This window comes from Terrabacter sp. BE26 (assembly GCF_041941675.1).
In the GTDB taxonomy this organism is placed as follows: domain Bacteria; phylum Actinomycetota; class Actinomycetes; order Actinomycetales; family Dermatophilaceae; genus Terrabacter.
On record NZ_CP090122.1, the window covers coordinates 3818724 to 3840756 of the forward strand.

Genomic DNA, 22033 nt, shown 5'->3' on the forward strand with positions numbered 1-22033 from the left:
GCCGCTTCCTCTTCATCGGTGGGCTCACCGATGTGCTCCGCCTCGCGAGCCAGGTACAGCTCGTGCGAGGTATCGACCATGCCGACCATAGGCTGGGTGACGCTGTACGAGAGTCGCGGCTTGATCGAGCGGAGAGGTGGCCGGCTCTGGGTCCTTAGTTGGGCTGCTGCACTGCACCCGCGCCTGGCGGCGTCGTGCTCTGCACGCACGGCTCATACCCAGCTCCTGCGCGCCTGCGCGAAACGGCTTGCAGGCGCCCGCTCGGGTGGATGCTCGAAGGGCTCCGACGTCATGGTTCAGAATGGGCGGAAGCCATGACCGAACCTCCCGCAGGGCGGCCTGCCTACCTGCCGAAGATGCCAGTCGGGCGCTCGGGTGGGGCTCCAGCTGGGTGTCCCGACTCACCACCAGCGCCTTCCCCTGCGCCCCGGCAGCCTGCCCGGTACAGATACCAGAATGGACTCCATAGCGCGCGGTCCCGACGATGGCGTGCGCCGGCACGACCCGGACCGGATTGCTGTCGTCGTCGTGCACGGCATAGGGGAGCAGGCGCCGATGTGCACCTTGCGCGAGTTCGTCGAGGAGTACGCCAAGCGTTGCGATGCGGCCACGCGGCGCATGTGGTCAGTCGTGGATAGGGTACGACAGCTCATTCGAGCTCCACACCTTCGTCGTCCTGCCGGAGCTTAACCGAGACATGGTCGTCGCGGCCGCCGCCATCACCGCCGGCGCTTCGACCCGTGACCGGTCGCGGGGTGAGAGCCCGTCAGAGACGTACCCGCGAGGGCAGGTCGACTTCTACGAGGGTTACTGGGCCTCGGACCTGGGCGGCACCAAGATGGCCCACATTGCCCGGTGGTTCCTCCACCTCGTGCGGCGCCTCGCGTTCCACCGCGACCAGCGGGTTGTCCGGCTGCGCCTCGCATGGGCCTGGGGCTTACTCCTCGGACTTGCCGTGTTCGTCGCTTTCGCGTGGCGGTGGGTGGGGCAGTTCGGTGGCACTACATGGTTCCAATGGGTCACCCGGGCGGTGAGAAATGCCGTCATCCCCGGGGGGCTTGGCAACCTCGGTGACGTCGCTCGCTACCTCGACGGCGGGGTCGAGAACGTGGCGGTCCGTCAGAAGGTCCGGGACAACCTCGTTGGTCTCCTGGAGAGTCTGCACGACGGTGGCAGGAACCGGCGCGTCGCCCTCGTGCGGGCACAGCCCCGGCGTCGTCGTTGCCTACGACGCTCTGCGCCTGCTGTGGGCCCGACACCTAGTCATTGGCCGGATATACGTGTCTTTGGAGGTAGCCGGAGTGTGCGGTCTCGATGCGACCTACGTGAGCGGCCCTGCGCGGTTGGACCACCGAAGCTGCCGACGCCGAACTCGATGCGTGGCCCGCCGCATCGCGGCGGAAGATAGGGAGTCTTGCCGGCCTGGAAGGGCGCCACCTTCCCGGAAGCCAACTCGTTCGTGTGGGGGTCTGCGTGATGGCTGGACCCGGCTGTGTCCATCGCCGCCACGGAGCTGCTCGTGGTACTCGACGATTCGGTGTCGCAGCTGCTCACAACCATCTCGACCGACTCACGGTTGTCCCCGGAACAGGCACGTCCGACGGCTACCCTGTGGACACTCAAAGGCAGGGTCGCCCAGCCCATGAAGGGGTGGGGGCTCCAGTCCCTGGGCGAAAGCGTGTCGATCACCGTCACCTCGCGTCTCGCCACCCGCTCAGGGAGTGTCCAGACCGCTCAGGGGCTGCGCCACCGAAATCGCCCCGCCCCTCATAGCGCCTGTGTTTGTTGCAGTCAACGCCGTCCCGGCACCTGTCCGATCCGTCGCGTCGGCCGGTTGGGCTCGTGGACGCTGGGAACAACCCGAGACGGCAGTTGAGAGTGCAGTCGCCTCCGCCACTGTTATCGGGATGCTTACAGGGCGCAAGACTTGCGGAGGTTCGACGGGGCGCTCGCAACGAGTAGTCTCGGCCGCGTGAAACCAATCGATCTGAGTTACGGCCTGCTCTCTCAACGCCTTGCCACCATAAAAGAGCGAACCGGGCTTGGTGAGTCAGCCTCGTTCTTGGTGTGGTTTCTCGAGAACGTTTACAGACTCGAAGAGACTGATGCGCGCGACGCAGTATGTGACCACTCCAATGACAAGGGCATCGATGGCATCTATGTCGACCACAACAATGAAGAGATTCATTTTCTCCAGGCGAAGATCCGCCAGCAGGACCACGGCAGGATCGGAGACGTGGGGCCGAAGAATCTGATGGGCTCGGTGGCGCAATTCGACACCAGTGACAAGGTGATGACGATCCTAGGTGGAAACGCTGATGGGAACTAAAGCGGCTCATCGCTCGAATTCATCTCGCCGAAATGGTTGCGCAGGGCTACCGACTGATCGGCGTGTATGTCAGCAACGAGACCGCAAACGAGGACACCGTCGGCTACGCGGCGGTAACGCCCGACCTTCGCATCTTCGATCGTGACGAGATTGCTGCGCGCGTCGTCGAGGTCGACACGGCTGAAGGCAAGAAAGGGTCCTTCACTTTCGACACCTCATACGTTGACCCGCTGGATATGAAGGTTGGTGCGGGTCAGCACGCCCCCAAAATGCATGTCTTCCCCGCTAGGGCCCTTCAGTTGGTGCATATGGACGGTATCGCCGACGGTTCTCTGTTTCGCGAAAACGTCCGCTACACCCTTGGCAACACCGCAGTGAATAAGTCTATCCGCAACGCGCTCGTGGACAAGTCCGGCCACGCGAGCTTCATTCTGGGGCATAATGGAATCATAATCCTCTGCTCCTCGGCAATCAAATCCGAAGATGGTCAACTAACCATTAAGGAGTATTCGGTGGTTAATGGGGCTCAGAGCCTCACCAGTCTCTACAACGACAAAGCCAAGCTTTCGGAGGACCTCCGCGTACTAGTACGTGTGGTGGAGGTTCAGGACGAGAGACTCGCTCGAGCCATCACCGAGAACAGCAACAACCAAAACGCCATCAAGCCCCGGGACCTCCGCTCGAACCATGCCATTCAGCTCCGCCTGCAGAAGGAGATGAACGACGCTTCTGGAGATTACTTTTGAGATCAAGCGGGGCGAGAGGGCCCCCTCTAGCCGAATGGTGATCACGAACAACGAAACAGGGCGGGCGCTCCTAGCGTTCGATGTCCTTGAGCCGTGGTCGGCGCACCAGATCTACAAGGTTTTCGACGAGAAGTATGCAGACATTTTCGGACGCCCTGAAGTCACGGCGCAACGCGTCATCTTTGTGCACCGCCTGATGCAGGTGGTTATCCAGAGCCTCCCCAGACTCAAGAATCGGCCGATGGCCTCATACACTCTCACCAGGTACTTCATCCTCTACTTGCTGTCTGAGATCCTGCGAGAGAGTGACGGTTCCCGCCCGTATGTGGCCAATCCAGAGTCTCTGACGGAATGTCAGATGGAGGATTTCCTGAGGAAGTGCGAGGAGATTCTGAAGACCGTCGTCGTCGATCTCAACGTGGAGTCGAAGTCGATTGACTTCGACTACAAGACGATTCTGAAGAGTCCCAAGCAGGCGGGGGACTTGGCGCAAGCAATCTTGTCCAGTCATGAAAAGGATGTCGAGCGCGAGAAGGCTGAAACCTTTGCTGGGTGGTCACCGAGCTAATGCAGTTATGCCGTGGTGTGGATGGCCATGGTCGGGCTGTAACTGGCCATAGGCGGACGGTGCGTCTTGGCTGCGTCGGAGTGGGCGGCATGCGTGCCCTGAGTGGGCGGTGTGCCGCGCCCATAGTAGCGGAGTGGTCCTCTTAGAACCCCAGTGGAGTCGACCACTCGATCTGGACAGATCGGGGTCGAACGTCCGTCCCTTGCCGCCGGTGGGGCTGAGGGTGATGCGCATGCCAAGGAGGCGGATGATCCGTTTGCGTGTCTCGACGTCGGCAGCGCGCCAGTCGTCGTCGACGGCCGCCCGGTGAAACCGGCTAGGTCGAGGTTCGGTTGGGCAGCGGCCAACTTGGCTCGTTCATCGGCGAGTTGTGGCATGAGGCGTTCGGAGACCGCGGCGGAGCTGGTCGCCAATGATGGTATCGTCGGCGAACTGGTCCGCGGCTAGTGCCAACTTGGCTTCGAGCGCTGCGATTCGGCCCCCGGCGGTTCGCCCCCAAACTGAAGGCGTCTTGTCGCGTGGGGCCATTCGCGCGTTTGCCTCCGTCGGCTATGCTCGACTCCCGCTGGTGCGGGCGCTCTACTGTTGTTCGCGCACTGGGATGACCGTACCTGACCCGTCGGGGGAGTCGCACAGGTTCACAGAGCGCAGCGAAGCCAAAATCAAGTGAAGCACATCCACAATTATGCAGGCAGGCGGCCAAATGCGACGACAAACGGGCTAATCTCTAGGGCTCTTTTCGTCAAATCCCGTAGGAAAAGAAGGTGGGTGCGGCGCCTGAATATGCGGCGCCAGGCAAGCGGAATCTTTGGATGAATTGTCCTCTCGGCAGATGCTACGCCCAATGGGAAGGGCACCGCCAACTTCAACTTTATGGCTTGTCCCGCATTCTCGGGACTTTTCCGGAGGCCCAGTTCTCTCCCCAGGTCAGTCAACAACTCCTGAAGTTCAATGCTGGCAGCGCCAAGTCCCCTCAAATCGCTTTGTGTGGCGATTGCAGTCTCGAGGTGCTCAACCCAACGCCGGAATGCGATGACTTTCCTATTCGCACGGAGTTCTAGCGCGATAGGCAACAGCTCGCTTCTGCGACCGGCTTGGCTGGCGATGTACGATGCCAGCAACGGAAGTTCGGCATCGAGCGCTCCGACACCGAATTCACCGTTTAGGCGTTGGGCGAGTTCTCGCCTGAGCTCCACAGCTAAGTCGAGGGCGAATTCAGCGAACCTGAACGATCCGCGATTACTGTCTGAGTCAATTAGCGGGCTCCGCCAGCAGTGGGGAGCGTACGATATTGATCGGAGGTGAGCGAGCTCCTCGTAGTAGAAGCCGCGAAATGCGAACATCGCATAACTTGCGAGGTTGCTCTCCAAGCCTTCTAACAGCTCACGCAGAGGAACAAGGAATTGTATGGCTGCCGCCTTTGATAGGTAGGCAGCATGTGCCGTCAATTCGTAAAACTCTTTGGGGTTCCGGTATATGGACGGCACGGCGGCGATTGGGTCTTGAAGCGCGATGCGCGCGCGTTCGACTCCCAGCCGACCCGTTTGAATCCATTCCGTCAGCGAAGTCGTGGCTGATCTCACCAGAATGGCGTACTGCTCCGGATCATCGAGCAATAAGTCGCTTTGCAGGACTCCAGAGTCGGCGAGTTCGGGCCAAGGCTCTCCGCCATTGGCGCGACTCGAGTTGTCCACCAACAAGTGTTGATGCAGCACGACTCCTTCGAGAGTGTCCATTAGGGATGTTAGGTCCACGGCGGGTGATCCAGAGATCCACTCCCCTGAGCGTGGCGGCCACGTCTCAAGAGCGCGAGCTGCTCCAAATAGCGTTGTGTTGTCGACCAAGACAGTTCCGAGGCCAGGCATGACGGCTCCCACCCCCTTAATCGGGTCCTCAAGGCTCACCGAGGTGTTCGACCATTGTGCCCGACATAGGTTTTGAGCGCTCGGACTATGCGGGCGCTGGTGGGGGCCACTCGATCTGGATTGATCCTGGGTCGAAGGTGCGCCCGTTGCCGGAGCCGATGGGCTTGATCGTGATCCGCATGCCGAGGAGGCGGATGATTCGTTTGCGGGTCTCTATGTCGGAGGCGTGCCAGGCGGCGTCGACTGTCTCCCCGGTGAAGTCGGCCAGTTCGGGGTTGGGTTGGGCAGTGGCTAGCCGGGCGCGCTCATCGGTGAGTTGTGGTTTGAGGCGTTCGGAGACCCGCCGCAACTGGTCGCCGGTGATGGTGTCATCGGCGAACTGGTCGGCGGCGAGGGCCAGCTTGGTCTCGAGGGCCGCGATTCGCTCCCGCGCGTGTTTGGCGGCAGCGGGGTCTCCGCCGAGCAGTCGGACTCCGTCGCGTTTGAGGACGCCCAGGGTCACGCTGGTGATGAGTTCGTCGACGTCTGCCATGCGGCGACGAACCTTCATGCATCCCGCATGGGCGCACGTGTAAGTGTGCGGGTAGACCCGCTTGCGCCCAGACTTCAGGACGTAGGTGTACTCGTTCGTGCCGACGAGCGGGCCGCCGCACACGCCGCAGTAGGCGATCGACGTCAGGAGGTACTTCGGCTCGGTGCCTCGGTTGTTACTGCGCCGCCCGGGATCGGTGAGTAGGGCCACGACGCGTTCGTGGGTTGAGCGGTCGATGATGGGCTCCCACTGTCCGGGGCCCATCTCCTTGCCCAGGTGGGTGCGCACGCCGCAGTTGCGCCAGCGCAGCAGCATCTGGCGAAGGACGACTGTATGCCATGGCTTTCCGGTGCTGGTCGCGATGCCCCGTCGGTTGAGGTCGTTACAGATCTTCCAGAGTCCTTGACCGCAGAGCACGCGGTCGACGCACTCGCGGACTACCGCTGCTTCTTCCGGGTTGAGCGTCAGCGTCCGGTCCGGGCGGAAGTTCCATCCGAACGGCCGCTTGCCGATGTGAGCGCCGTTGGCAGCGAGTTCTCGGTGCTTGGCCTTGAGCCGGCGACGTTGCTGTTCGACCTCGTACCGAGCGACCGTGCCCTTCATTCTGGCCATCATGCGGCCCTGTTCGGTAGCCAGATCGATGTCGCCGCCGACGGACGCGAGCTTGAGCCCGAGGCGGTCGGCGTGATCGATGACGTCCTCGAGTTCTCTAGGCGTGCGGGTGAGGCGGTCGACATCCCAGACGACGACGGCCTTGAGGACTCCGTTGGCGACGTCACGCATCATGCGTTCGTAGGCGGGTCGGGGCTTGCCGCGGGTGGCGCTCACGTCGTTGTCCTCGTAGATGCCGGCGACGGCCCATCCGAGCTGGGTCACGAGCCGCTTGCAGTCGGCGAGTTGACGTTCGACCCCGAGGCCGAGCCCTTCAGAGTCGCGCGAGATCCGCACGTAGATGCCGGCGGGCAGGGTCATGGCACGCTCCGAGGAGAAGGTCTAAGCAATCATACTCCCGTCAAAATTGCTGATCTCCCGGTTCGTCTCGCCGAGCTGACGCCTCCCGTCCTCTATCCGCCGGCGACGTGCGTAACCTCGTTGAGCTCATACTGAGGACGTGCGGCCGCAGGGTCGACCTCAGGAGCCCCACCTCATAGCGCTCAGGTGCTCCTTGAAGCCGAGGACACGACCGTCGAGCTGGACGTGGGTGAGGATCGCGTCGGGCTCGAGGACACGGCCGTCGAGCTGGACGTGGGTGAGGATCGCGTCGGGCTCGAGGACACGGCCGTCGAGCTGGACGTGGGTGAGGATCGCGTCGGGCTGCGGCTCGGTGAGGAGCTTCAGGTGACGCCCGTCGGCCTGTTCGACGCGGACGAGGAGGCGGTGACCCCCGAAGCCTTTCCGGACCACCGCGCCATCGTCGACTGGCAGTCCCGGGCATGCGGCGCCGACGCGGGGCAGCTCTAGTCGAGCTTGCCGGTCGGCGCCGAGTCCGTCGGCCTGCTGGTACGGGGCGGCACCGTGTCCGTGGCGCCGACGCACGGACCGGGGCAAGGGGTGGCAGCGGACGTCTTCGTCGACCCTGAGTTCCTCCGCGAGGCGCTGGCCGTGGTCGCGCCGCACCCCCGGCTCGAGCTGGACGGCCATCGCCGGCCGCTTGCCATCCGCGGGGACGGCGCCGGGTTCTCGGTCCTCATGCCCGTCGCGCCCGACGGGCTGAGCTCGTGAGCGTCCTCGTCCACCTCTGTCGCACCTGCGACCACCAGGTGGCCTGGCACGAGGGCGGCAACGGCGGCTACACGCCGTGCCGGTGCTGCCGGAGCGGCACGACCGACCCCGACCCCGTGCCGACGCTGCTGCCCACCCGCACGTCGCCACACGGCATACCGGAGCCGCTGTGGGAGCCCGGCACCCAGCGCAACGCGGGCACGCTGCACGCGTCGCGGGCGTGCGCCTGCAACGCCTGCCACGAGGCCGCCGAGCGGATAACGCGTCGAGAGCACCCCTCGGCGGCTCCTAGACTGGTGGGGTTGTCCGGCCGCTGACGTAGTGCGGCACCGATAGGAGGAATGCCGTGATCGTCGCCACCGGGATCGAGCTGCGTGCAGGAGCGCGCCTGCTCGTCGAGGACGCCAGCTTCCGCATCGACTCCGGCGACCGCATCGGCCTCGTCGGCCGCAACGGCGCCGGCAAGACCACCTTGACGAAGGTTCTGGCAGGCGAGGGCCAGCCCGCAGCCGGGACCGTGACGCGCACCGGCGCCGTCGGCTACCTGCCGCAGGACCCGCGCACCGGCGACCTCGAGATCCTGGCCCGCGACCGCATCCTCTCAGCTCGCGGCCTCGACACCATCGTCCGTCAGCGCACCGAGGCAGAGACTCGGATGGGCAGCGACGACGAGTCGGTGCGCGAGAGGGCGATGCGCAAGTACACCCGCCTCGAGGTGGAGTTCGAGGCCCAGGGCGGATACGCGGCCGAGTCCGAGGCCGCCTCGATCGCGAGCGCGCTGGGCCTCGACGAGCGGATTCTCGGACAACCTCTCAAGACCCTCTCCGGTGGTCAGCGTCGCCGTGTCGAGCTGTCGCGGATCCTCTTCTCCGGCAACGAGACCCTGCTCCTCGACGAGCCGACCAACCACCTCGACGCCGACTCGATCCTCTGGCTGCGCGAGTACCTCCGCGCCTACAAGGGCGGCCTCATCATCATCAGCCACGACGCCGAGATGCTCGACGCCGTGGTCAACAAGGTCTACCACCTCGATGCCAACCGGTCGGCGCTCGACGTCTACAACGTCAACTGGAAGACCTACCTCCAGTCGCGTGAGACAGACGAGAAGCGCCGCCGCCGCGAGCTGCAGAACGCGCAGAAGAAGGCCGGTGCGCTGCTCGCCCAGGCCGACAAGATGCGCGCCAAGGCCACCAAGGCGACGGCTGCCCAGAACATGGCCAAGCGGGCCGAGCGCCTCCTGGCCGGCGTCGAGGGCGAACGCGTGCAGGACAAGGTGGCCAGGCTGCGCTTCCCGAAGCCGGCCGCCTGCGGCAAGACGCCGCTGCGCGCCTCGGGACTGTCGCGCTCGTACGGCTCGCTCGAGGTCTTCACCGACGTCGACCTCGCCATCGGCCGGGGGAGCCGGGTCGTCGTGCTCGGTCTCAACGGCGCCGGCAAGACCACGCTGCTGCGGATGCTCGCCGGCGTCGATGCCCCTGACACGGGCGAGGTCGAGCCGGGCCACGGCCTGCGCCTGGGCTACTACGCCCAGGAGCACGAGAACCTCGACGTCTCCCGCACCGTCCTCGAGAACATGAAGTCGGCCGCGCCCGACCTCGGCGAGACCGACGTGCGCAAGGTGCTCGGCTCGTTTCTCTTCTCCGGCGACGACGTGCAGAAGCCTGCCGGGGTGCTCTCCGGCGGCGAGAAGACGCGCCTGTCGCTCGCGATGCTCGTCGTCAGCTCGGCCAACGTGCTGCTGCTCGACGAGCCGACGAACAACCTCGACCCCGCCTCGCGCGAGGAGATCCTCGGGGCGCTCAAGACCTACGAGGGCGCCGTCGTGCTCGTGACCCACGACGAGGGGGCGGTGGACGCCCTCGAGCCCGAGCGCATCCTGTTGCTCCCGGACGGCGTCGAGGACCTCTGGGGTCCCGACTACAAGGACCTCATCTCGCTCGCCTGACCGGATCTCCCGGCTCCCATGGCTACCTTTGGCGCCATGGGAGCGAGCAGGTCCAGACGACGCCGGCACGAGACGCGGTCGAGTGCGGGCGAGAACCGTCTCTGGCCCACCCTCGCCGTGGTCGTGGCGGTGCTCGCCTATGCCGTCCTGCCGGAGCGCCTGCTCGTCGGGCCGCGACTGGCGATCCCTGTCGTCGAGCTCGCACTGCTCGCGGCCCTGCTGGTGACCAACCCGCGGCGCCTCGTCCGGCAGACGCGCTGGTCACGCGGCATCTCCATCGCGTTGGCGTGTCTCGTCATCGCCACCAACCTGGTCGCGCTCGCGATGCTGGTGCGGACGCTCACGGAGGCGAACCCCAACGGGATGCCGCTCCTCCTGGCCGGCATGCAGGTGTGGCTGACCAACGTGATCGGCTTCGGGCTGCTCTTCTGGGAGCTGGACCGCGGCGGACCGGTCGCGCGGCACACCGTGGCCCGGGACAGGATGCCCCCGGCCGACTGGCGCTTCTCCCAGGACGAGAACCAGGACACCGTGACCGAGGTGGCCGCGACGTCGAGCCAGCGCAGCAACTGGCGGCCCGGGTTCGTGGACTACCTCTACGTCTCGCTCACCAACTCCAGCGCCTTCAGCCCCACCGACACCATGCCTCTCTCGCCACGGGCCAAGGCGCTGATGGGACTCGAGGCCACGGCGGCGCTGCTGACGTCCCTGCTCGTCGTGGCGCGAGCGATCGGGGCCCTAGGGCACTGACTCGCTCAGGTAACCCGGCATACATAAGCATTGGTGCTGTTTCAAATAATGAATGGTTATTGACGCGGCGCTCGCCGCTCCGGACACTGGTGGTCATGCCGACCTCCCACCACCTCACCTGCCCGTTCTGCGGGGGTGACGACGTGACGCCGTTCCCCGACCCGACCGCCGCGTGGTCGTGCCTGGCCTGTGCGCGCGTCTTCCGGGTCGAGCTGGTGCAGCCGGCAGCGGTGAGCGGGTGGGGCGTCCTGCGCGTCGTCCTTCCCGCGCCGGCGTCGAGCGCACCGGCCGCCTGACCGACGGCTCCGGCGCGGACCCGCCGGTAGCCTGCGTCCATGACGCATCCGCACCTTCGGGTGGAGACCGACGGGCCTGTCCGCACCCTCACGCTCGACCACCCGGAGAGACGCAACGCGCAGACGCCCTCTCTCTGGGCGGCGCTCGCCGACGAGGCGCGCTCGGTCCCCGAGGACGTACGCGTCGTCGTCCTCCGCGGTGCCGGTGACGCCTTCTCGGCCGGCATCGACACCGCCATTTTCACTCCTGCCGGCGTGCCGGGGGAGGAGAGCGTGGCCGAGCTCGCCCAGGCCGGGCCGGAGGGCATCGACCGGGGGATCGCGACCTACCAGCAGGGGTTCACTGCGTGGGCCGAGTGCCCGGCGGTCGTCGTGGCCCAGGTGCACGGCTACGCGATCGGCGCCGGCTTCCAGCTGGCCCTCGCGGCCGACCTGCGGATCGCCGCGCTCGACGCGTGGTTCGCGATGCGGGAGACGAGCCTGGGGCTCGTTCCCGACCTCGGCGGCACGGGTCCGCTCGTGCACCTCGTCGGCTACGCGCGCGCGCTCGAGATCTGCGCCACCGGCCGGAAGGTCTCGGCGCCGGAGGCGCACGCGATCGGGCTGGTCGGCTCGCTCGCGCCGGCCGCCGACCTCGACGAGGCGACGGGCTCGCTCGTCGATGCGCTGCTCGCGGCGCCGGCGCCGGCGCTGCGCTCCCTCAAGCCGCTGCTGCGCGCAGCGGTGGCGGGGAGCCGGGAGGACCAGCTCGCGCGCGAGCGCGCGGCCCAGACCGGCCTGCTCCAGACCCTGCTCGGCGGCCCGGCGTCCTGACGCCGCCCCACACGCCCGGGCGTGTGGCGGGGCGCCGGATGCCCGCCTCCGGCAGCGGCCCCGGGGTCGCGGGAATCGCTGTCGGTGCCGCGCGGTTGGATGGAGGGGACGACAGGAGGTCTGAGCAGTGGGGATGCAGCCGTGGATGGCGATGCGATCGATGTCGCGTGACTCGTCGGTGACCGAGCGGAGCCTGTCGCCGGGCACGCGCCGACGCGTCCTCACGTATGCCGCCCCCTACCGGTCAGCCATCATCACCTTCCTCGTCGTGGTGGTGGTCGACTCGGTGCTCGTCGTCACCGTGCCGCTGCTGCTCAAGAGCCTGGTCGACGACGGCGTGATCCCGAAGGACTCGTCGGTGGTGGTGCGCCTGGCCATCGTCGTGGCGGGCATCGCCGTGCTCGACGCCCTGCTCACGGTCGTCTCCCGGTGGTACTCCGCGCGCATCGGTGAGGGGCTCATCAACGACCTCCGCACGCAGGTCTTCGGGCACGTGCTGCGCCAGCCCATCGCCTTCTTCACCCGCGCCCAGACTGGCTCGCTGGTGTCCCGGCTCAACAACGACGTCGTCGGCGCCCAGCAGGCGTTCACCTCGGTGCTGTCCAACGTCGTGTCCAACATCGTGTCGGTCGTGCTCGTCGTCGGGGCGATGGTCGCCCTCTCGTGGCAGCTGACCCTCGGCTCGCTGCTGCTCGTGCCGCTCTTCCTCGTGCCGGCCAAGCTCATGGGCCGGCGACTGGCGAGCCTCGCGCACCGCCAGATGACCCTCAACGCCGACATGGGCACGCGGATGACCGAGCGGTTCAACGTCGCCGGGGCCCTGCTCGTCAAGCTCTTCGGCACGCCCTCGCGCGAGGAGGCCGAGTACGCCGACCGGGCCGGCAAGGTGCGCGACATCGGCGTCCAGATCGCGCTCAACCGCACCGTGTTCATGGCCGCGCTCACCCTGGTCGCCGCCCTGGCGACCGCGATGATCTACGGGTTCGGCGGCGTGATGGCGGTCAACGGGACGCTGTCGGTGGGCACCCTGCTCGCGCTGGCCGCCCTGCTGGCCCGCCTCTACGGTCCGCTGACGTCCCTGTCCAACGTGCGCGTCGACATCATGACCGCGCTGATCTCCTTCGAGCGCGTCTTCGAGGTGCTCGACCTCGAGCCCCTCGTCAAGGAGAGCCCGAACGCCGTCTCGCTGCCCGCCGGTCCCCTCGGCGTGGAACTGGACCGGGTGTCGTTCCGCTACCCGTCGGCCGACGAGGTGTCGCTGGCCTCGCTCGAGTCGGTCGCCTCGGGCGATCGACGCGGCAGCGGCGACGTGCTCCACGAGGTCAGCGTCGAGGCGCCGGCCGGGCACCTCGTCGCGCTCGTGGGTCCGTCCGGGGCCGGCAAGACGACGCTCACCTCACTCGTCTCGCGGCTCTATGACCCGAGCGACGGTGCGGTCCGCATCGGCGGCACGGACCTGCGCGAGGTGACCATGACGTCCCTGCGCGACCGCGTCGGCGTCGTCACCCAGGAGGCCCACCTCTTCCACGACACGATCCGCGCCAACCTGCTGTACGCCCGTCCCGATGCCACGGACGACCAGATCCACGCCGCCCTGCGAGCGGCGCAGATCAGCCAGCTCGTCGACGAGCTGCCGGAGGGCCTCGACACCGTCGTGGGCGACCGGGGTCACCGCCTCAGCGGCGGTGAGAAGCAGCGCCTGGCCATCGCCAGGCTGCTCCTGAAGGCGCCCGACGTCGTGGTGCTCGACGAGGCGACGGCCCATCTCGACTCCGAGTCCGAGGTCGCCGTGCAGCGTGCCCTCGACGCGGCCCTCGAGGGACGCACCTCGATCGTCATCGCCCACCGCCTCTCGACGATCCGCCAGGCCGATCTCATCGTCGTCCTGGACCACGGGCGCGTCGTCGAGACCGGCCGGCACTCCGAGCTGCTCGCGGCGGGTGGTCTCTACGCCGACCTGCATGCGACCCAGTTCGACGACAAGGGCGTCGACCGGGACGAGGGGACCCACCCGGTCGACCTCGACGAGCTCGGCACCGACGCCCTCGACCACGTCTGAGCAGCCGGGCGCCCTCCCGCCCGCGGCTGCCCGGCTCACCTGTCGACCGACGGCGGGCCTGCTGGCCTTCCGGCGCTCCCGGTGCCTTGGGTCTGAGAGTGACGCAGGCCGGGGCCGCCCACGGTCAACCTCCCGTGAGTCACCTCGCGACCCAACGCACAGCGGCTGGCTCGGATCCAATCGGTGGGGAGGCCTTCAGTGCGGATCCCACCGGGCGAGGGGCGTGACCCTGGCCAGCCTGCGTCAGGCGTCTTCCTCGTCCCAGATGCGCACCTTCTTCGGACGGGGCGCGACTGCCTCCGGACCGCCCTGCGACTCCCGGAGGGCGGCTGCCTGCCGACGGATCGCGAAGAAGACGAAAAGCACGCCGCCGGGCATGAAGAGCCACCACTGGTAGGCGTAGGCCTGGTGCGGCCCGAGGTCCTCCTCGGGGCGCGGCAGCAGCTTCAGCGGATGCTGCCCGGCGGTCGGCGCCGGCTCCTGCCCACCCAGCACGATGTAGGCGTCCACCGGGCTGAGCGAGCGCACCTGGGCGCGGGCGTCGGCGAGGCTGACGCTCGCGAGCTGAGGCGGGGGCAGGTCACGCCCCAGGCTGACCTCGCCCGTGCGCAGCCACCCGCTCACCCGCACCGGACCGGAGGGCGGGGGGTCGGCCGGTGGGCTGGTCTCGGCGTTCGCGCCGTTGGGGACCCATCCCCGGTCGACCAGGATGGTCAGCCCGTCGGTCTGCAGTGGGGTCAGCACCTCGAACCCCACCGTCGCGTCCATCGTCCGGTTGCGGACCAGCAGGTCGCTACCGACGGCATACGTCCCCGTCATCGTCACGCGGGTCCACTGGCGCTCGGCGGAGAGGGGCTGCTGCACGAGGGCGGGGGAGAACGGCACCGGCGTCGCGTCGTAGTTGCCGGCGATGGCGGCGACCTTCGTGCGCTGCTCGACGTGCCGGTGCCACTGCCACAGCCCGAGATAGAAGCAGGCGACCCCGAAGACGACTGCGGCCAGGGTGCCGAGCAGCCAGCGCCGGGTGAGCCAGAGTCGAAGCACCCATCGACGGTACCCCGGCCTAGAGTGGAGCCCATGACCCGCCTTCCTGACCCGAGCGTGCGACCGGCCGGCCTTGCCGACCAGTTCGGCCGGGTGGCGCGCGACCTGCGGGTGTCGGTCACCGACCGCTGCAACCTGCGCTGCACCTACTGCATGCCCGCCGAGGGGCTGCCGTGGATGCCACGGGCCGAGATGCTCACCGACGAGGAGATGCTGCGCATCATCGGCCTCTTCGTGCGCGACGGCGTCACCCAGGTGCGTCTCACCGGCGGGGAGCCGTTGCTGCGCCGCTCGCTTGTCGACCTGGTCGCCGGCATCGCGGCCCTCGAGCCGCGACCGAAGATCGCGATGACGACCAACGGCGTCGGCCTCGAGCGGGTGGCTCGCGGTCTCAAGGAGGCCGGCCTCGACCGCGTCAACGTCAGCCTCGACACCATCGACTCGCAGACCTTCACCCAGCTGACGCGTCGTGACCGGCTCGCCGACGTCGAGGCCGGCCTGAAGGCCGCCGCCGACGCGGGCCTCACCCCCGTCAAGGTCAACGCCGTGGCCATGCGCGGCATCAACGACGACTCGGTCGCCGACGTGCTGGCCTGGTGCCTGGAGCGCGGCTACGAGCTGCGGTTCATCGAGCAGATGCCCCTCGACGCCCAGCATGCTTGGGACCGCAGCGACATGATCACCGCCGACGAGATCCGTGCCCGGCTGTCTGAGCGTTGGGAGCTGACGCCGCTGCCTGCAGCCGACCGCGGCTCCGCGCCGGCGGAGCGCTTCCTCGTCGACGGCGGGCCCGAGACCGTCGGCATCATCGCCAGCGTCAGCGCGCCGTTCTGCGCCGCCTGCGACCGGACCCGCCTGACCGCCGACGGGCAGGTGCGCAACTGCCTCTTCTCGACCACCGAGACCGACCTGCGCGGCCCCCTGCGCGACGGTGCCACCGACGAGGAACTGCTCGGGCTGATGCGGGGCGAGATGTGGCGCAAGCGCCGCGGGCACGGCATCGGCGACCCCGGCTTCGTCCAGCCGGACCGTCCCATGTCGGCGATCGGCGGCTGAGTCGCAGACCCGCGCCGAGCCGCTCCCCTCGGGTGGGGTTTCCGGCTGCTTTGATGGCCCCATGGGTCCCGTCGTGCGCGTCTCCGGTGGCTGTGTCCGTGGTTCGAGCCGGGACGGGGTGAACGCCTTCCTCGGCATCCCGTATGCCGCTCCCGCGGTGGGTGCCGACCGCTACCGCGCACCGGGGCCGGTCGTGCCGTGGGAGGGGGAGCGACCCGCATCCGAGCACGGCCCGACAGCGGCGCAGTCGGCATACCCCACCCCGATGGACACGGTGCTGCCCAGCTCGGTCGACCCCGGTGACGACTACCTCAGCGTCAGCGTGTGGGCCCCAGAGGGCGCCGAAGCGCTGCCGGTCATGGTCTGGATCCACGGCGGGGCCTTCGTGCGCGGGGCCAGTTCGGTCGCGACGTACGACGGCACGGCGTTCGCACGGGACGGCGTGGTGCTCGTCGCCGTCAACTACCGACTGGGGGTGCCCGGCTTCGCGGTGCTCGAGGGGGCTCCGACCAACCTGGGTCTGCGTGACCAGGTGGCGGCACTCGAGTGGGTGCGCGACAACGTCGCGGCCTTCGGCGGCAACCCCGACGAGGTGACGGTCTTCGGTGAGTCCGCGGGCGGGATGAGCGTCGCGACGCTGATGGCCTCGCCGGCAGCGAAGGGACTCTTCCACCGGGCGGTCATCCAGAGCGGAGGCGGCACGGCGGTCTGCTCGCTCGAGGACGCCCGCAAGGTCAGCGCGGAGATCGCCGCGCACCTCGGCGTGCCCGCGACAGCGGAGGCCTTCGGCGCCTTGGACCCCGAGGTCGTCGTGGCGGCCCAGACGGCCATCGGGCTCGCGTTCCAGGCAGACCCCGACCCGGCCCGGTGGGGAGCCTCCGTGCTGCGTGGCGGCCTCGGCATCATGAGCCTGTTCCCGGTCGTCGACGGCGACGTCGTCCCCGGTGTGCCGGAGGAGCGCATCGCGCAGGGTGCCGCCGACGGCATACCGCTGCTCATCGGCACGACCCGCGACGAGTTCCGCCTCTTCCTGGTGCCCACCGGGATCGCCGGTGGAGTCACTGAATCGGTCCTCCCCGTGCTGGCCGCCCGCTACGGCTGGCCCGAGGGGACTGTCGAGAGGTATGCCGCCACCCGGCCGGACGCCTCACCCGGCGACCTCGTGTGCGCCATCCTCACCGACGCAGCCTTCCGGGGCCCGTCCGCCCGGCTGGCCGCCGGACACCACGCCTCCGGGGGTGCGGTGCAGTTCTACGAGCTCGGCTGGGAGACGAAGGTCGCCGACCTCGGCGCCTGCCACGCGCTTGAGCTGGCGTTCGTCTTCGACACGCTCGCCGACGGATCCCTGATGGCGGGGGAGGACGCACCGCAGCAGCTCGCCGAGCAGATGCACGCCGCCTGGGTGGCGTTCGCGCGAGACGGAGACGCCGGCTGGCCCACGTGGACCCCGACACACCCGTCCGTCATGGTGTTCGACCTCCCCTCGGAGGTCGTCGAGGCGCCGCGCGGCGCCGAGCTGGCCTTGTGGGAATGAGCCTGCCCCGACGCGGGCGGCTCAGCCGTCGGCGTCGGTCAGCTGCGCGACCGGGACGACCTCGATGAGGAAGCCGCGCAGGGCGACGAAGTCCGCGAGGCTGCTGCGGTGCTCGTCACAGGCCAGCCACACCTTCCGACGGTCGGCGGCGTGCAGCTTCGGGTTGTTCCAGACCACTGCGTGACGGGCGATCCCACGGCACCCCTTGGCGCTGCAGACGTGGGCATCGCCGGCCCCCGGACGGTCCGGCGTCGGCTCGACGGCGCTCACTGCTCGATGCGGTGCAGGTCGTCCTGCGGCGTCACCGACTGGAGGCTGCCCGGCTGCCGGGGAGCCACGGCGTTCGCGATCACCACGGCGACGTAGGGGATGAACACCGCCGCGAGGACAGCAGTCCAGCGAAGCCAGCCCGACGTGATGAAGACGAGGCCGAAGCAGGCGATGCGGATGCCCATCATCGTCAGGTAGCGCCTGATGCGCTTGTCCTGGTCGTCCGTCGTGGACGTCGGGGCCGAGGTGACGGAGTACACCACCGGGTGCTTCTTGGCTCTTGGCACCCTTCCACCATAGGCCTGTTCCGACCGGCGAGCCGTGGTGCTGTCTACCCTTCGGTAGTCCGTTAGGTTTCGGGGCAGGAAACCGCCGGACCGATGGAGGAACCCACCAGTGCCCACGAACGAAGCGTCGACGACCCAGGCGCGAAACGTGCTCGTGACCGGCGGCAACCGCGGCATCGGGCTGGCCATCGCCAAGGCCTTCGTCGATGCGGGCGACAACGTCGTGATCACGCACCGCTCCGGCGAGCCGCCGGAGGGACTCCGGGGCGTGAAGTGCGAGGTCACCGAGTCGGCCTCCGTCGACGCGGCCTTCACCGCGGCCGAGGAGATCTTCGGCGGCCCCGTCGAGGTGCTCGTGGCCAACGCCGGCATCACCCGCGACACGCTCCTGATGCGCATGAGCGACGACGATTTCGACTCGGTCATCGACACCAACCTCGCCGGCGCCTTCCGTTGCGCGCGCCGCGCGGTGACGGGGATGATCCGCAAGCGCCGGGGCCGCATCGTTCTCATCAGCAGCGTCGTCGGGCTCTACGGATCGCCCGGCCAGGCCAACTATGCGGCCTCCAAGGCCGGGCTGGTGGGCCTGGCCCGCTCCATCTCGCGCGAGCTCGGCGGACGCGGCATCACGGCCAACGTCGTGGCCCCCGGCTTCATCGAGACCGAGATGACGGCCGTGCTTCCCGAGGAGCAGAAGAAGGCCTACCTCGCCAACATCCCCGCGGGCCGGTTCGCCACCCCCGAGGAGGTCGCGTCCGTCGTCCGCTTCGTGGCCGGTGACGACGCCGCCTACATCACCGGCGCGGTGATCCCCGTCGACGGCGGGCTCGGCATGGGGCACTGACCCCACCAGACGGCATACGTACGCCGTCCGCGCCCTCGCGCGCAGCAAAGCGTCCCCACACGAGAAAGTCGCAGGCATGGGAATCCTCGAAGGCAAGAAGCTCCTCATCACCGGTGTCCTGATGGACAGCTCGATCGCGTTCCACGTCGCGAAGGTCGCGCAGGAGGAGGGGGCCACCGTCGTCCTGACCTCCTTCGGACGCACGATGCGGATCACCCAGACGATCGCCAAGAGGCTGCCCGAGACGCCGGCCGTGATCGAGCTGGACGTCGCCGACCAGGAGCACCTCGACACGCTCGCCGACCGGCTGCGTGAGCACGTTGACGGCCTCGACGGCGTGCTGCACTCCATCGGCTTCGCGCCGCAGGGCGCGTTCAACTTCCTCGAGGGCACGTGGGAGGACGTCTCGACGGCACTGCAGATCTCGGCCTACAGCCTCAAGTCTCTAGCCGTCGCCACGCTGCCGCTGATGTCCGGGGGGGGGTCGGTCGTGGGCCTGACCTTCGACGCGAAGTTCGCCTGGCCCGTCTACGACTGGATGGGCGTGGCCAAGGCCGCCTTCGAGTCGACCAACCGCTACCTCGCCCGTGACCTCGGGCCGAAGAAGGTGCGCTGCAACCTGGTCGCCGCCGGCCCGATCCGCACCACGGCCGCGAAGTCGATCCCCGGCTTCGAGCAGTTCGAGCAGGTCTGGGACGAGCGCGCACCGCTCGGCTGGGATGTCAACGACCCGGTGCCGGCCGCGAAGGCGTGTGCCGCGCTGCTGTCCGACTGGTTCCCTGCGACGACGGGCGAGATCGTCCACGTCGACGGCGGCGTGCACGCCATGGGGCAGTGAGCGAGCAGGCCCTGCCGTCGTCTCGCTAGAGTCTGCCCATGCCTGACCCCGGGACCGAGTCCAGTGCCCTGACGACCGAACCCGAGGCGGGCGCTCACACCGTGCCGGACGCCGTCCGCCTGGACGACGTGCGGGTGGACGAGGTGCGGGTGCTCGACGGGCCCAACCTCTACTTCTCGAGGCCGGCCATCAAGGTCATCCTGCACCTGCCCGGCTACCTGCAGCTCCGGCGCACCGAGGCCGAGGCCCTGGCCCGTCGCCTCGGCCTGCGCTCGGCGAGGCCGGGCAAGCGCGGCACGGCGCTGCGCCAGCGCTTCGTCATGCGGCTGCTGCGCACGGTGATGCGCCGGCTGGGCACCGAGATCGGCGCGGGGCGGCTGGGCGTACGCGTCAGGGCCGGCCAGACGGTCGAGGACGTCGTGCTGGCCTTCCCGTGGGTGCACCGCACGCGCGGCCGGGTCGCCGGGGAGCAGCTCGGTCTGGTGATGGCCGGGCTGCTCGATGCGTCACGGGGTGCCGATGAGGTGATCGAGGAGGCTGCGGCCGTCATCCTCGCCGCGCCGGACGGGCCGGGCCCGAGCGTGCTCACCCCGACGGTCCCCGTCGCGTCGGTGACCGGCACCAACGGCAAGACGACGACGACGCGGCTCATGGCCCACATGTGCATGGCCGCAGGCCTGACCACCGCCTGGAGCTCGACCGACGGGATCGTCGTCATGGGGGAGACCAAGGAGGAGGGCGACTTCTCCGGCCCCGCAGGTGCCCGCGGCGTCCTGGCGACACCGGGCCTCGATGTCGGCATCCTCGAGACGGCCCGTGGGGGGATGCTGCTCAAGGGGATGGGCGTCACGGCCAACGACGTCAGTGTCGTCACGAACGTGAGCGCCGACCACCTCGGCCTGCAGGGCATCGACACCCTCGACCAGCTCGCCGAGGTCAAGGCCATCGTCACGACGGTGACCAAGCCGCAGGGGTGGGTCGTGCTCAACGGCGACGACCCACGCGTGTGGGCCATGCACTCAGGAATCAGGGCCAAGCCCTGGGCGTTCAGCCTCGACCCGGCCTCGCCCGCCCTCTGGGAGTCGATCAATGCCGGCGGCCGGGGCATCACGGTGCTCGACGGCGAGATCGTCGTCCTGTCGCCCAACGGCGACCCGGACAGGCTGGTCAAGATCGTCGACGTCCCCATGACGCTCAGCGGGCTCTCCCGCAACAACATCGCCAACGCCCTCGCCGGCGCTGCCGCGGCCCTCGGACTCGGCGTGCCTCGCTCGGCCGTCGTCGAGGGCCTGCGCACGTTCGCACCCGACCCAGAGCACAACTGGGGCCGTCTCAACACCTACTCGGTGCCCCTCGATGGCGGCGGCAGGGCCACGGTCATCATGGACATGGCGCACAACGAGGCCGGTCTCGAGGCACTGCTCGAGGTGGCGCGCGGGCTGGCGGCTCCCGGCGGTGCCGTCCGGCTCGGGCTCGGCTGCGCCGGTGACCGTGCCGACGAGGCGATCGTGGCCATGGGTGAGATCGCCGGCCGCGGTGCCGAGCAGGTCGTCCTCAAGGTCGCCGAGCACTACCTGAGGGGGCGCCGTCCCGAGGACCTGCTCGCCCTCTTCCGCGAGGGGCTCGCCAGGGTGGGTGTTCTGGACGTCCCCGACTTCGGCACCGAGCTGGCGTCGCTGGAAGCCCTCGTGCCGCACGCGCTCGACGGTGACGTCATCGCGCTGATGTGCCACGCCGAGCGCACGGAGGTCGACCGCTGGATCCGCGACCACCGGGGCACGGTCGACGACGCCAGGGCGATCCGGCGCAAGGTCGTCGCCGCCCGTGGCGAGCACGAGCTGGAGGCCGAGATCGCCGCGCTGTGGGCGGCGGAGGACCCCCGGGAGCGGCTGGAGAGGGCGCAGGCGCTCGTGGCCGAGCACCCGCGCGACCCTCGGATCCTCTTCGAGCTGGCAGGCACGAAGGATGCGATGGGCGACGAGCAGGGCGCCATCGGGCTCTACGAGCAGGCCCTGGCGTGCGGGCTGCGAGAGCCCCACCGCCACCGCGCCCAGCTGCAGCTGGCGTCGAGCCTGCGCGTCGTCGGGCGCGCCGCCGAGGCGCAGCGGCTCGTCGCCGACGTGCTCGAGGCCCGTCCCCACAACACGGCTGCGCTGCTGCTCCGCGCCCTGGTTCAGGCGGATCTCGGGCAGGAGCGACAGGCGGTCGCCGACCTCATCCGGTCCACCCTCGAGGCCACCACCGACGTCGACACCCAGGCCTACCGCCGGGCCCTACGGGCGTACGCCGACGAGCTGGCGCCCGCCGCCGACTGAACGCCGAACGAGCGGACCGGACCGGACCGTCTGCGCCGACCGGCACACGGCAGCCCGCCACCCGCGCGGACCGCGCCGACCGGCATACGCAAGCGCGCCGTGGCGCACTTTCCAGCCGAGATCCGGCGTCCCGACGTCTGGAACTGCGCCGTGGCGCACCTCCAGGACGGGACTCGGGCGTGGTGACGGCTGGAACTGCGCCGTGGCGCACTGTCCAGCC

At 68.6% G+C, this 22033-nt stretch carries 21 protein-coding genes; 16 read left to right on the forward strand and 5 right to left on the reverse strand.

Going from position 1 to position 22033, the window contains the following annotated elements; all coding sequences use genetic code 11:
* The first annotated feature begins 1972 nt into the window (after positions 1-1972).
* From LQK93_RS17375 to LQK93_RS17385, 3 genes are read left to right on the forward strand one after another with little or no spacing between them, the layout of a single operon-like run.
* The gene (locus LQK93_RS17375) at positions 1973-2329 is read left to right on the forward strand and encodes a hypothetical protein (RefSeq protein WP_374969013.1); all 357 of its coding nucleotides are present in this window, start codon (positions 1973-1975) and stop codon (positions 2327-2329) included.
* A gap of 32 nt (positions 2330-2361) precedes the next feature.
* Entirely contained in the window at positions 2362-3075 is a 714-nt protein-coding gene (locus tag LQK93_RS17380) for an AIPR family protein (protein WP_374969014.1), read from the forward strand.
* 37 nt (positions 3076-3112) lie between these two features.
* Complete coding sequence (locus LQK93_RS17385) at positions 3113-3643, forward strand: hypothetical protein (protein WP_374969015.1); 531 nt, start codon at positions 3113-3115, stop codon at positions 3641-3643.
* 683 nt (positions 3644-4326) lie between these two features.
* Here LQK93_RS17385 and LQK93_RS17390 read toward each other — a convergent pair.
* Both LQK93_RS17390 and LQK93_RS17395 read right to left on the reverse strand, forming a co-directional pair.
* Entirely contained in the window at positions 4327-5547 is a 1221-nt protein-coding gene (locus LQK93_RS17390) for a hypothetical protein (protein ID WP_374969016.1), read from the reverse strand.
* 46 nt (positions 5548-5593) lie between these two features.
* Positions 5594-7012 carry a recombinase family protein gene (locus tag LQK93_RS17395; RefSeq protein WP_374969017.1) on the reverse strand — a complete coding sequence of 473 codons (1419 nt, stop codon included), beginning with the start codon at positions 7010-7012 and terminating at the stop codon, positions 5594-5596.
* A 186-nt stretch (positions 7013-7198) separates the two neighbouring features.
* Here LQK93_RS17395 and LQK93_RS17400 point away from each other — a divergent pair, with 186 nt between their 5' ends.
* From LQK93_RS17400 to LQK93_RS17435, 8 genes are all read left to right on the forward strand, one after another.
* Positions 7199-7501 (forward strand): hypothetical protein, encoded by a 303-nt coding sequence (locus tag LQK93_RS17400; protein WP_374969018.1) that lies wholly within the window; start codon positions 7199-7201, stop codon positions 7499-7501.
* A gap of 90 nt (positions 7502-7591) precedes the next feature.
* Positions 7592-7762 carry a hypothetical protein gene (locus LQK93_RS17405; RefSeq protein ID WP_374969019.1) on the forward strand — a complete coding sequence of 57 codons (171 nt, stop codon included), beginning with the start codon at positions 7592-7594 and terminating at the stop codon, positions 7760-7762.
* Complete coding sequence (locus tag LQK93_RS17410) at positions 7759-8079, forward strand: hypothetical protein (protein WP_374969020.1); 321 nt, start codon at positions 7759-7761, stop codon at positions 8077-8079. Before LQK93_RS17405 ends, LQK93_RS17410 begins: the two co-directional genes overlap by 4 nt.
* A gap of 29 nt (positions 8080-8108) precedes the next feature.
* Positions 8109-9707: an ABC-F family ATP-binding cassette domain-containing protein gene (locus LQK93_RS17415; protein ID WP_374969021.1), complete on the forward strand. Its 1599-nt coding sequence runs from the start codon at positions 8109-8111 to the stop codon at positions 9705-9707.
* A gap of 36 nt (positions 9708-9743) precedes the next feature.
* Complete coding sequence (locus LQK93_RS17420; RefSeq protein WP_374969022.1) at positions 9744-10457, forward strand: hypothetical protein; 714 nt, start codon at positions 9744-9746, stop codon at positions 10455-10457.
* 95 nt (positions 10458-10552) lie between these two features.
* Entirely contained in the window at positions 10553-10753 is a 201-nt protein-coding gene (locus LQK93_RS17425) for a hypothetical protein (protein WP_374969023.1), read from the forward strand.
* Positions 10754-10792: 39 nt separating this feature from the next.
* On the forward strand, positions 10793-11566 hold the full coding sequence (locus LQK93_RS17430; protein WP_374969024.1) for an enoyl-CoA hydratase/isomerase family protein: 774 nt from the start codon (positions 10793-10795) through the stop codon (positions 11564-11566).
* Between the two features lie 145 nt (positions 11567-11711).
* On the forward strand, positions 11712-13625 hold the full coding sequence (locus LQK93_RS17435; protein ID WP_374969025.1) for an ABC transporter ATP-binding protein: 1914 nt from the start codon (positions 11712-11714) through the stop codon (positions 13623-13625).
* Positions 13626-13868: 243 nt separating this feature from the next.
* On the opposite strand, the gene LQK93_RS17440 is transcribed toward LQK93_RS17435, so the two are convergent.
* The gene (locus tag LQK93_RS17440; protein WP_374969026.1) at positions 13869-14669 is read right to left on the reverse strand and encodes an SURF1 family protein; all 801 of its coding nucleotides are present in this window, start codon (positions 14667-14669) and stop codon (positions 13869-13871) included.
* A 33-nt stretch (positions 14670-14702) separates the two neighbouring features.
* On the opposite strand from LQK93_RS17440, the gene moaA reads away from it, so the two are divergent.
* Together moaA and LQK93_RS17450 are read left to right on the forward strand one after the other, a co-directional pair.
* Positions 14703-15725, forward strand: coding sequence for a GTP 3',8-cyclase MoaA (moaA, locus tag LQK93_RS17445; protein WP_374969027.1), 1023 nt, complete (start codon positions 14703-14705; stop codon positions 15723-15725).
* A gap of 61 nt (positions 15726-15786) precedes the next feature.
* Positions 15787-17259 (forward strand): carboxylesterase/lipase family protein, encoded by a 1473-nt coding sequence (locus tag LQK93_RS17450; RefSeq protein WP_374969028.1) that lies wholly within the window; start codon positions 15787-15789, stop codon positions 17257-17259.
* A gap of 21 nt (positions 17260-17280) precedes the next feature.
* Here LQK93_RS17450 and LQK93_RS17455 read toward each other — a convergent pair whose 3' ends face one another.
* Both LQK93_RS17455 and LQK93_RS17460 read right to left on the reverse strand, forming a co-directional pair.
* A complete protein-coding gene (locus LQK93_RS17455; RefSeq protein WP_374969029.1) occupies positions 17281-17529 on the reverse strand; it encodes a hypothetical protein in 249 nt (82 codons plus the stop codon).
* Positions 17526-17816 (reverse strand): DUF3099 domain-containing protein, encoded by a 291-nt coding sequence (locus LQK93_RS17460; RefSeq protein ID WP_374969030.1) that lies wholly within the window; start codon positions 17814-17816, stop codon positions 17526-17528. The genes LQK93_RS17455 and LQK93_RS17460 overlap by 4 nt, the downstream gene beginning before the upstream one ends.
* 109 nt (positions 17817-17925) lie before the next feature.
* Between LQK93_RS17460 and LQK93_RS17465 the strand changes: the two genes are divergently transcribed.
* The 3 genes from LQK93_RS17465 (at position 17926) to LQK93_RS17475 (ending at position 21813) form a co-directional block, all read left to right on the forward strand.
* Positions 17926-18660, forward strand: a complete 735-nt coding sequence (locus tag LQK93_RS17465; RefSeq protein WP_374969031.1) for a beta-ketoacyl-ACP reductase — start codon at positions 17926-17928, stop codon at positions 18658-18660.
* Between the two features lie 76 nt (positions 18661-18736).
* Complete coding sequence (gene fabI, locus LQK93_RS17470; protein WP_374969032.1) at positions 18737-19498, forward strand: enoyl-ACP reductase FabI; 762 nt, start codon at positions 18737-18739, stop codon at positions 19496-19498.
* Positions 19499-19536: 38 nt separating this feature from the next.
* Positions 19537-21813, forward strand: coding sequence for a tetratricopeptide repeat protein (locus LQK93_RS17475; RefSeq protein ID WP_374969033.1), 2277 nt, complete (start codon positions 19537-19539; stop codon positions 21811-21813).
* The last annotated feature ends 220 nt before the right edge of the window (positions 21814-22033 follow it).

What these genes read in the sequence shown, in the direction of transcription:
- LQK93_RS17380 (WP_374969014.1), top strand. Translation starts at nt 2,362, where the DNA reads ATGGTTGCGCAGGGCTACCGACTGATCGGCGTGTATGTCAGCAACGAG.
- moaA (WP_374969027.1), top strand. Translation starts at nt 14,703, where the DNA reads ATGACCCGCCTTCCTGACCCGAGCGTGCGACCGGCCGGCCTTGCCGAC.
- fabI (WP_374969032.1), top strand. Translation starts at nt 18,737, where the DNA reads ATGGGAATCCTCGAAGGCAAGAAGCTCCTCATCACCGGTGTCCTGATG.
- LQK93_RS17395 (WP_374969017.1), bottom strand. Translation starts at nt 7,012, where the DNA reads ATGACCCTGCCCGCCGGCATCTACGTGCGGATCTCGCGCGACTCTGAA.
- LQK93_RS17420 (WP_374969022.1), top strand. Translation starts at nt 9,744, where the DNA reads ATGGGAGCGAGCAGGTCCAGACGACGCCGGCACGAGACGCGGTCGAGT.
- LQK93_RS17435 (WP_374969025.1), top strand. Translation starts at nt 11,712, where the DNA reads ATGGCGATGCGATCGATGTCGCGTGACTCGTCGGTGACCGAGCGGAGC.
- LQK93_RS17450 (WP_374969028.1), top strand. Translation starts at nt 15,787, where the DNA reads ATGGGTCCCGTCGTGCGCGTCTCCGGTGGCTGTGTCCGTGGTTCGAGC.
- LQK93_RS17425 (WP_374969023.1), top strand. Translation starts at nt 10,553, where the DNA reads ATGCCGACCTCCCACCACCTCACCTGCCCGTTCTGCGGGGGTGACGAC.
- LQK93_RS17475 (WP_374969033.1), top strand. Translation starts at nt 19,537, where the DNA reads ATGCCTGACCCCGGGACCGAGTCCAGTGCCCTGACGACCGAACCCGAG.
- LQK93_RS17430 (WP_374969024.1), top strand. Translation starts at nt 10,793, where the DNA reads ATGACGCATCCGCACCTTCGGGTGGAGACCGACGGGCCTGTCCGCACC.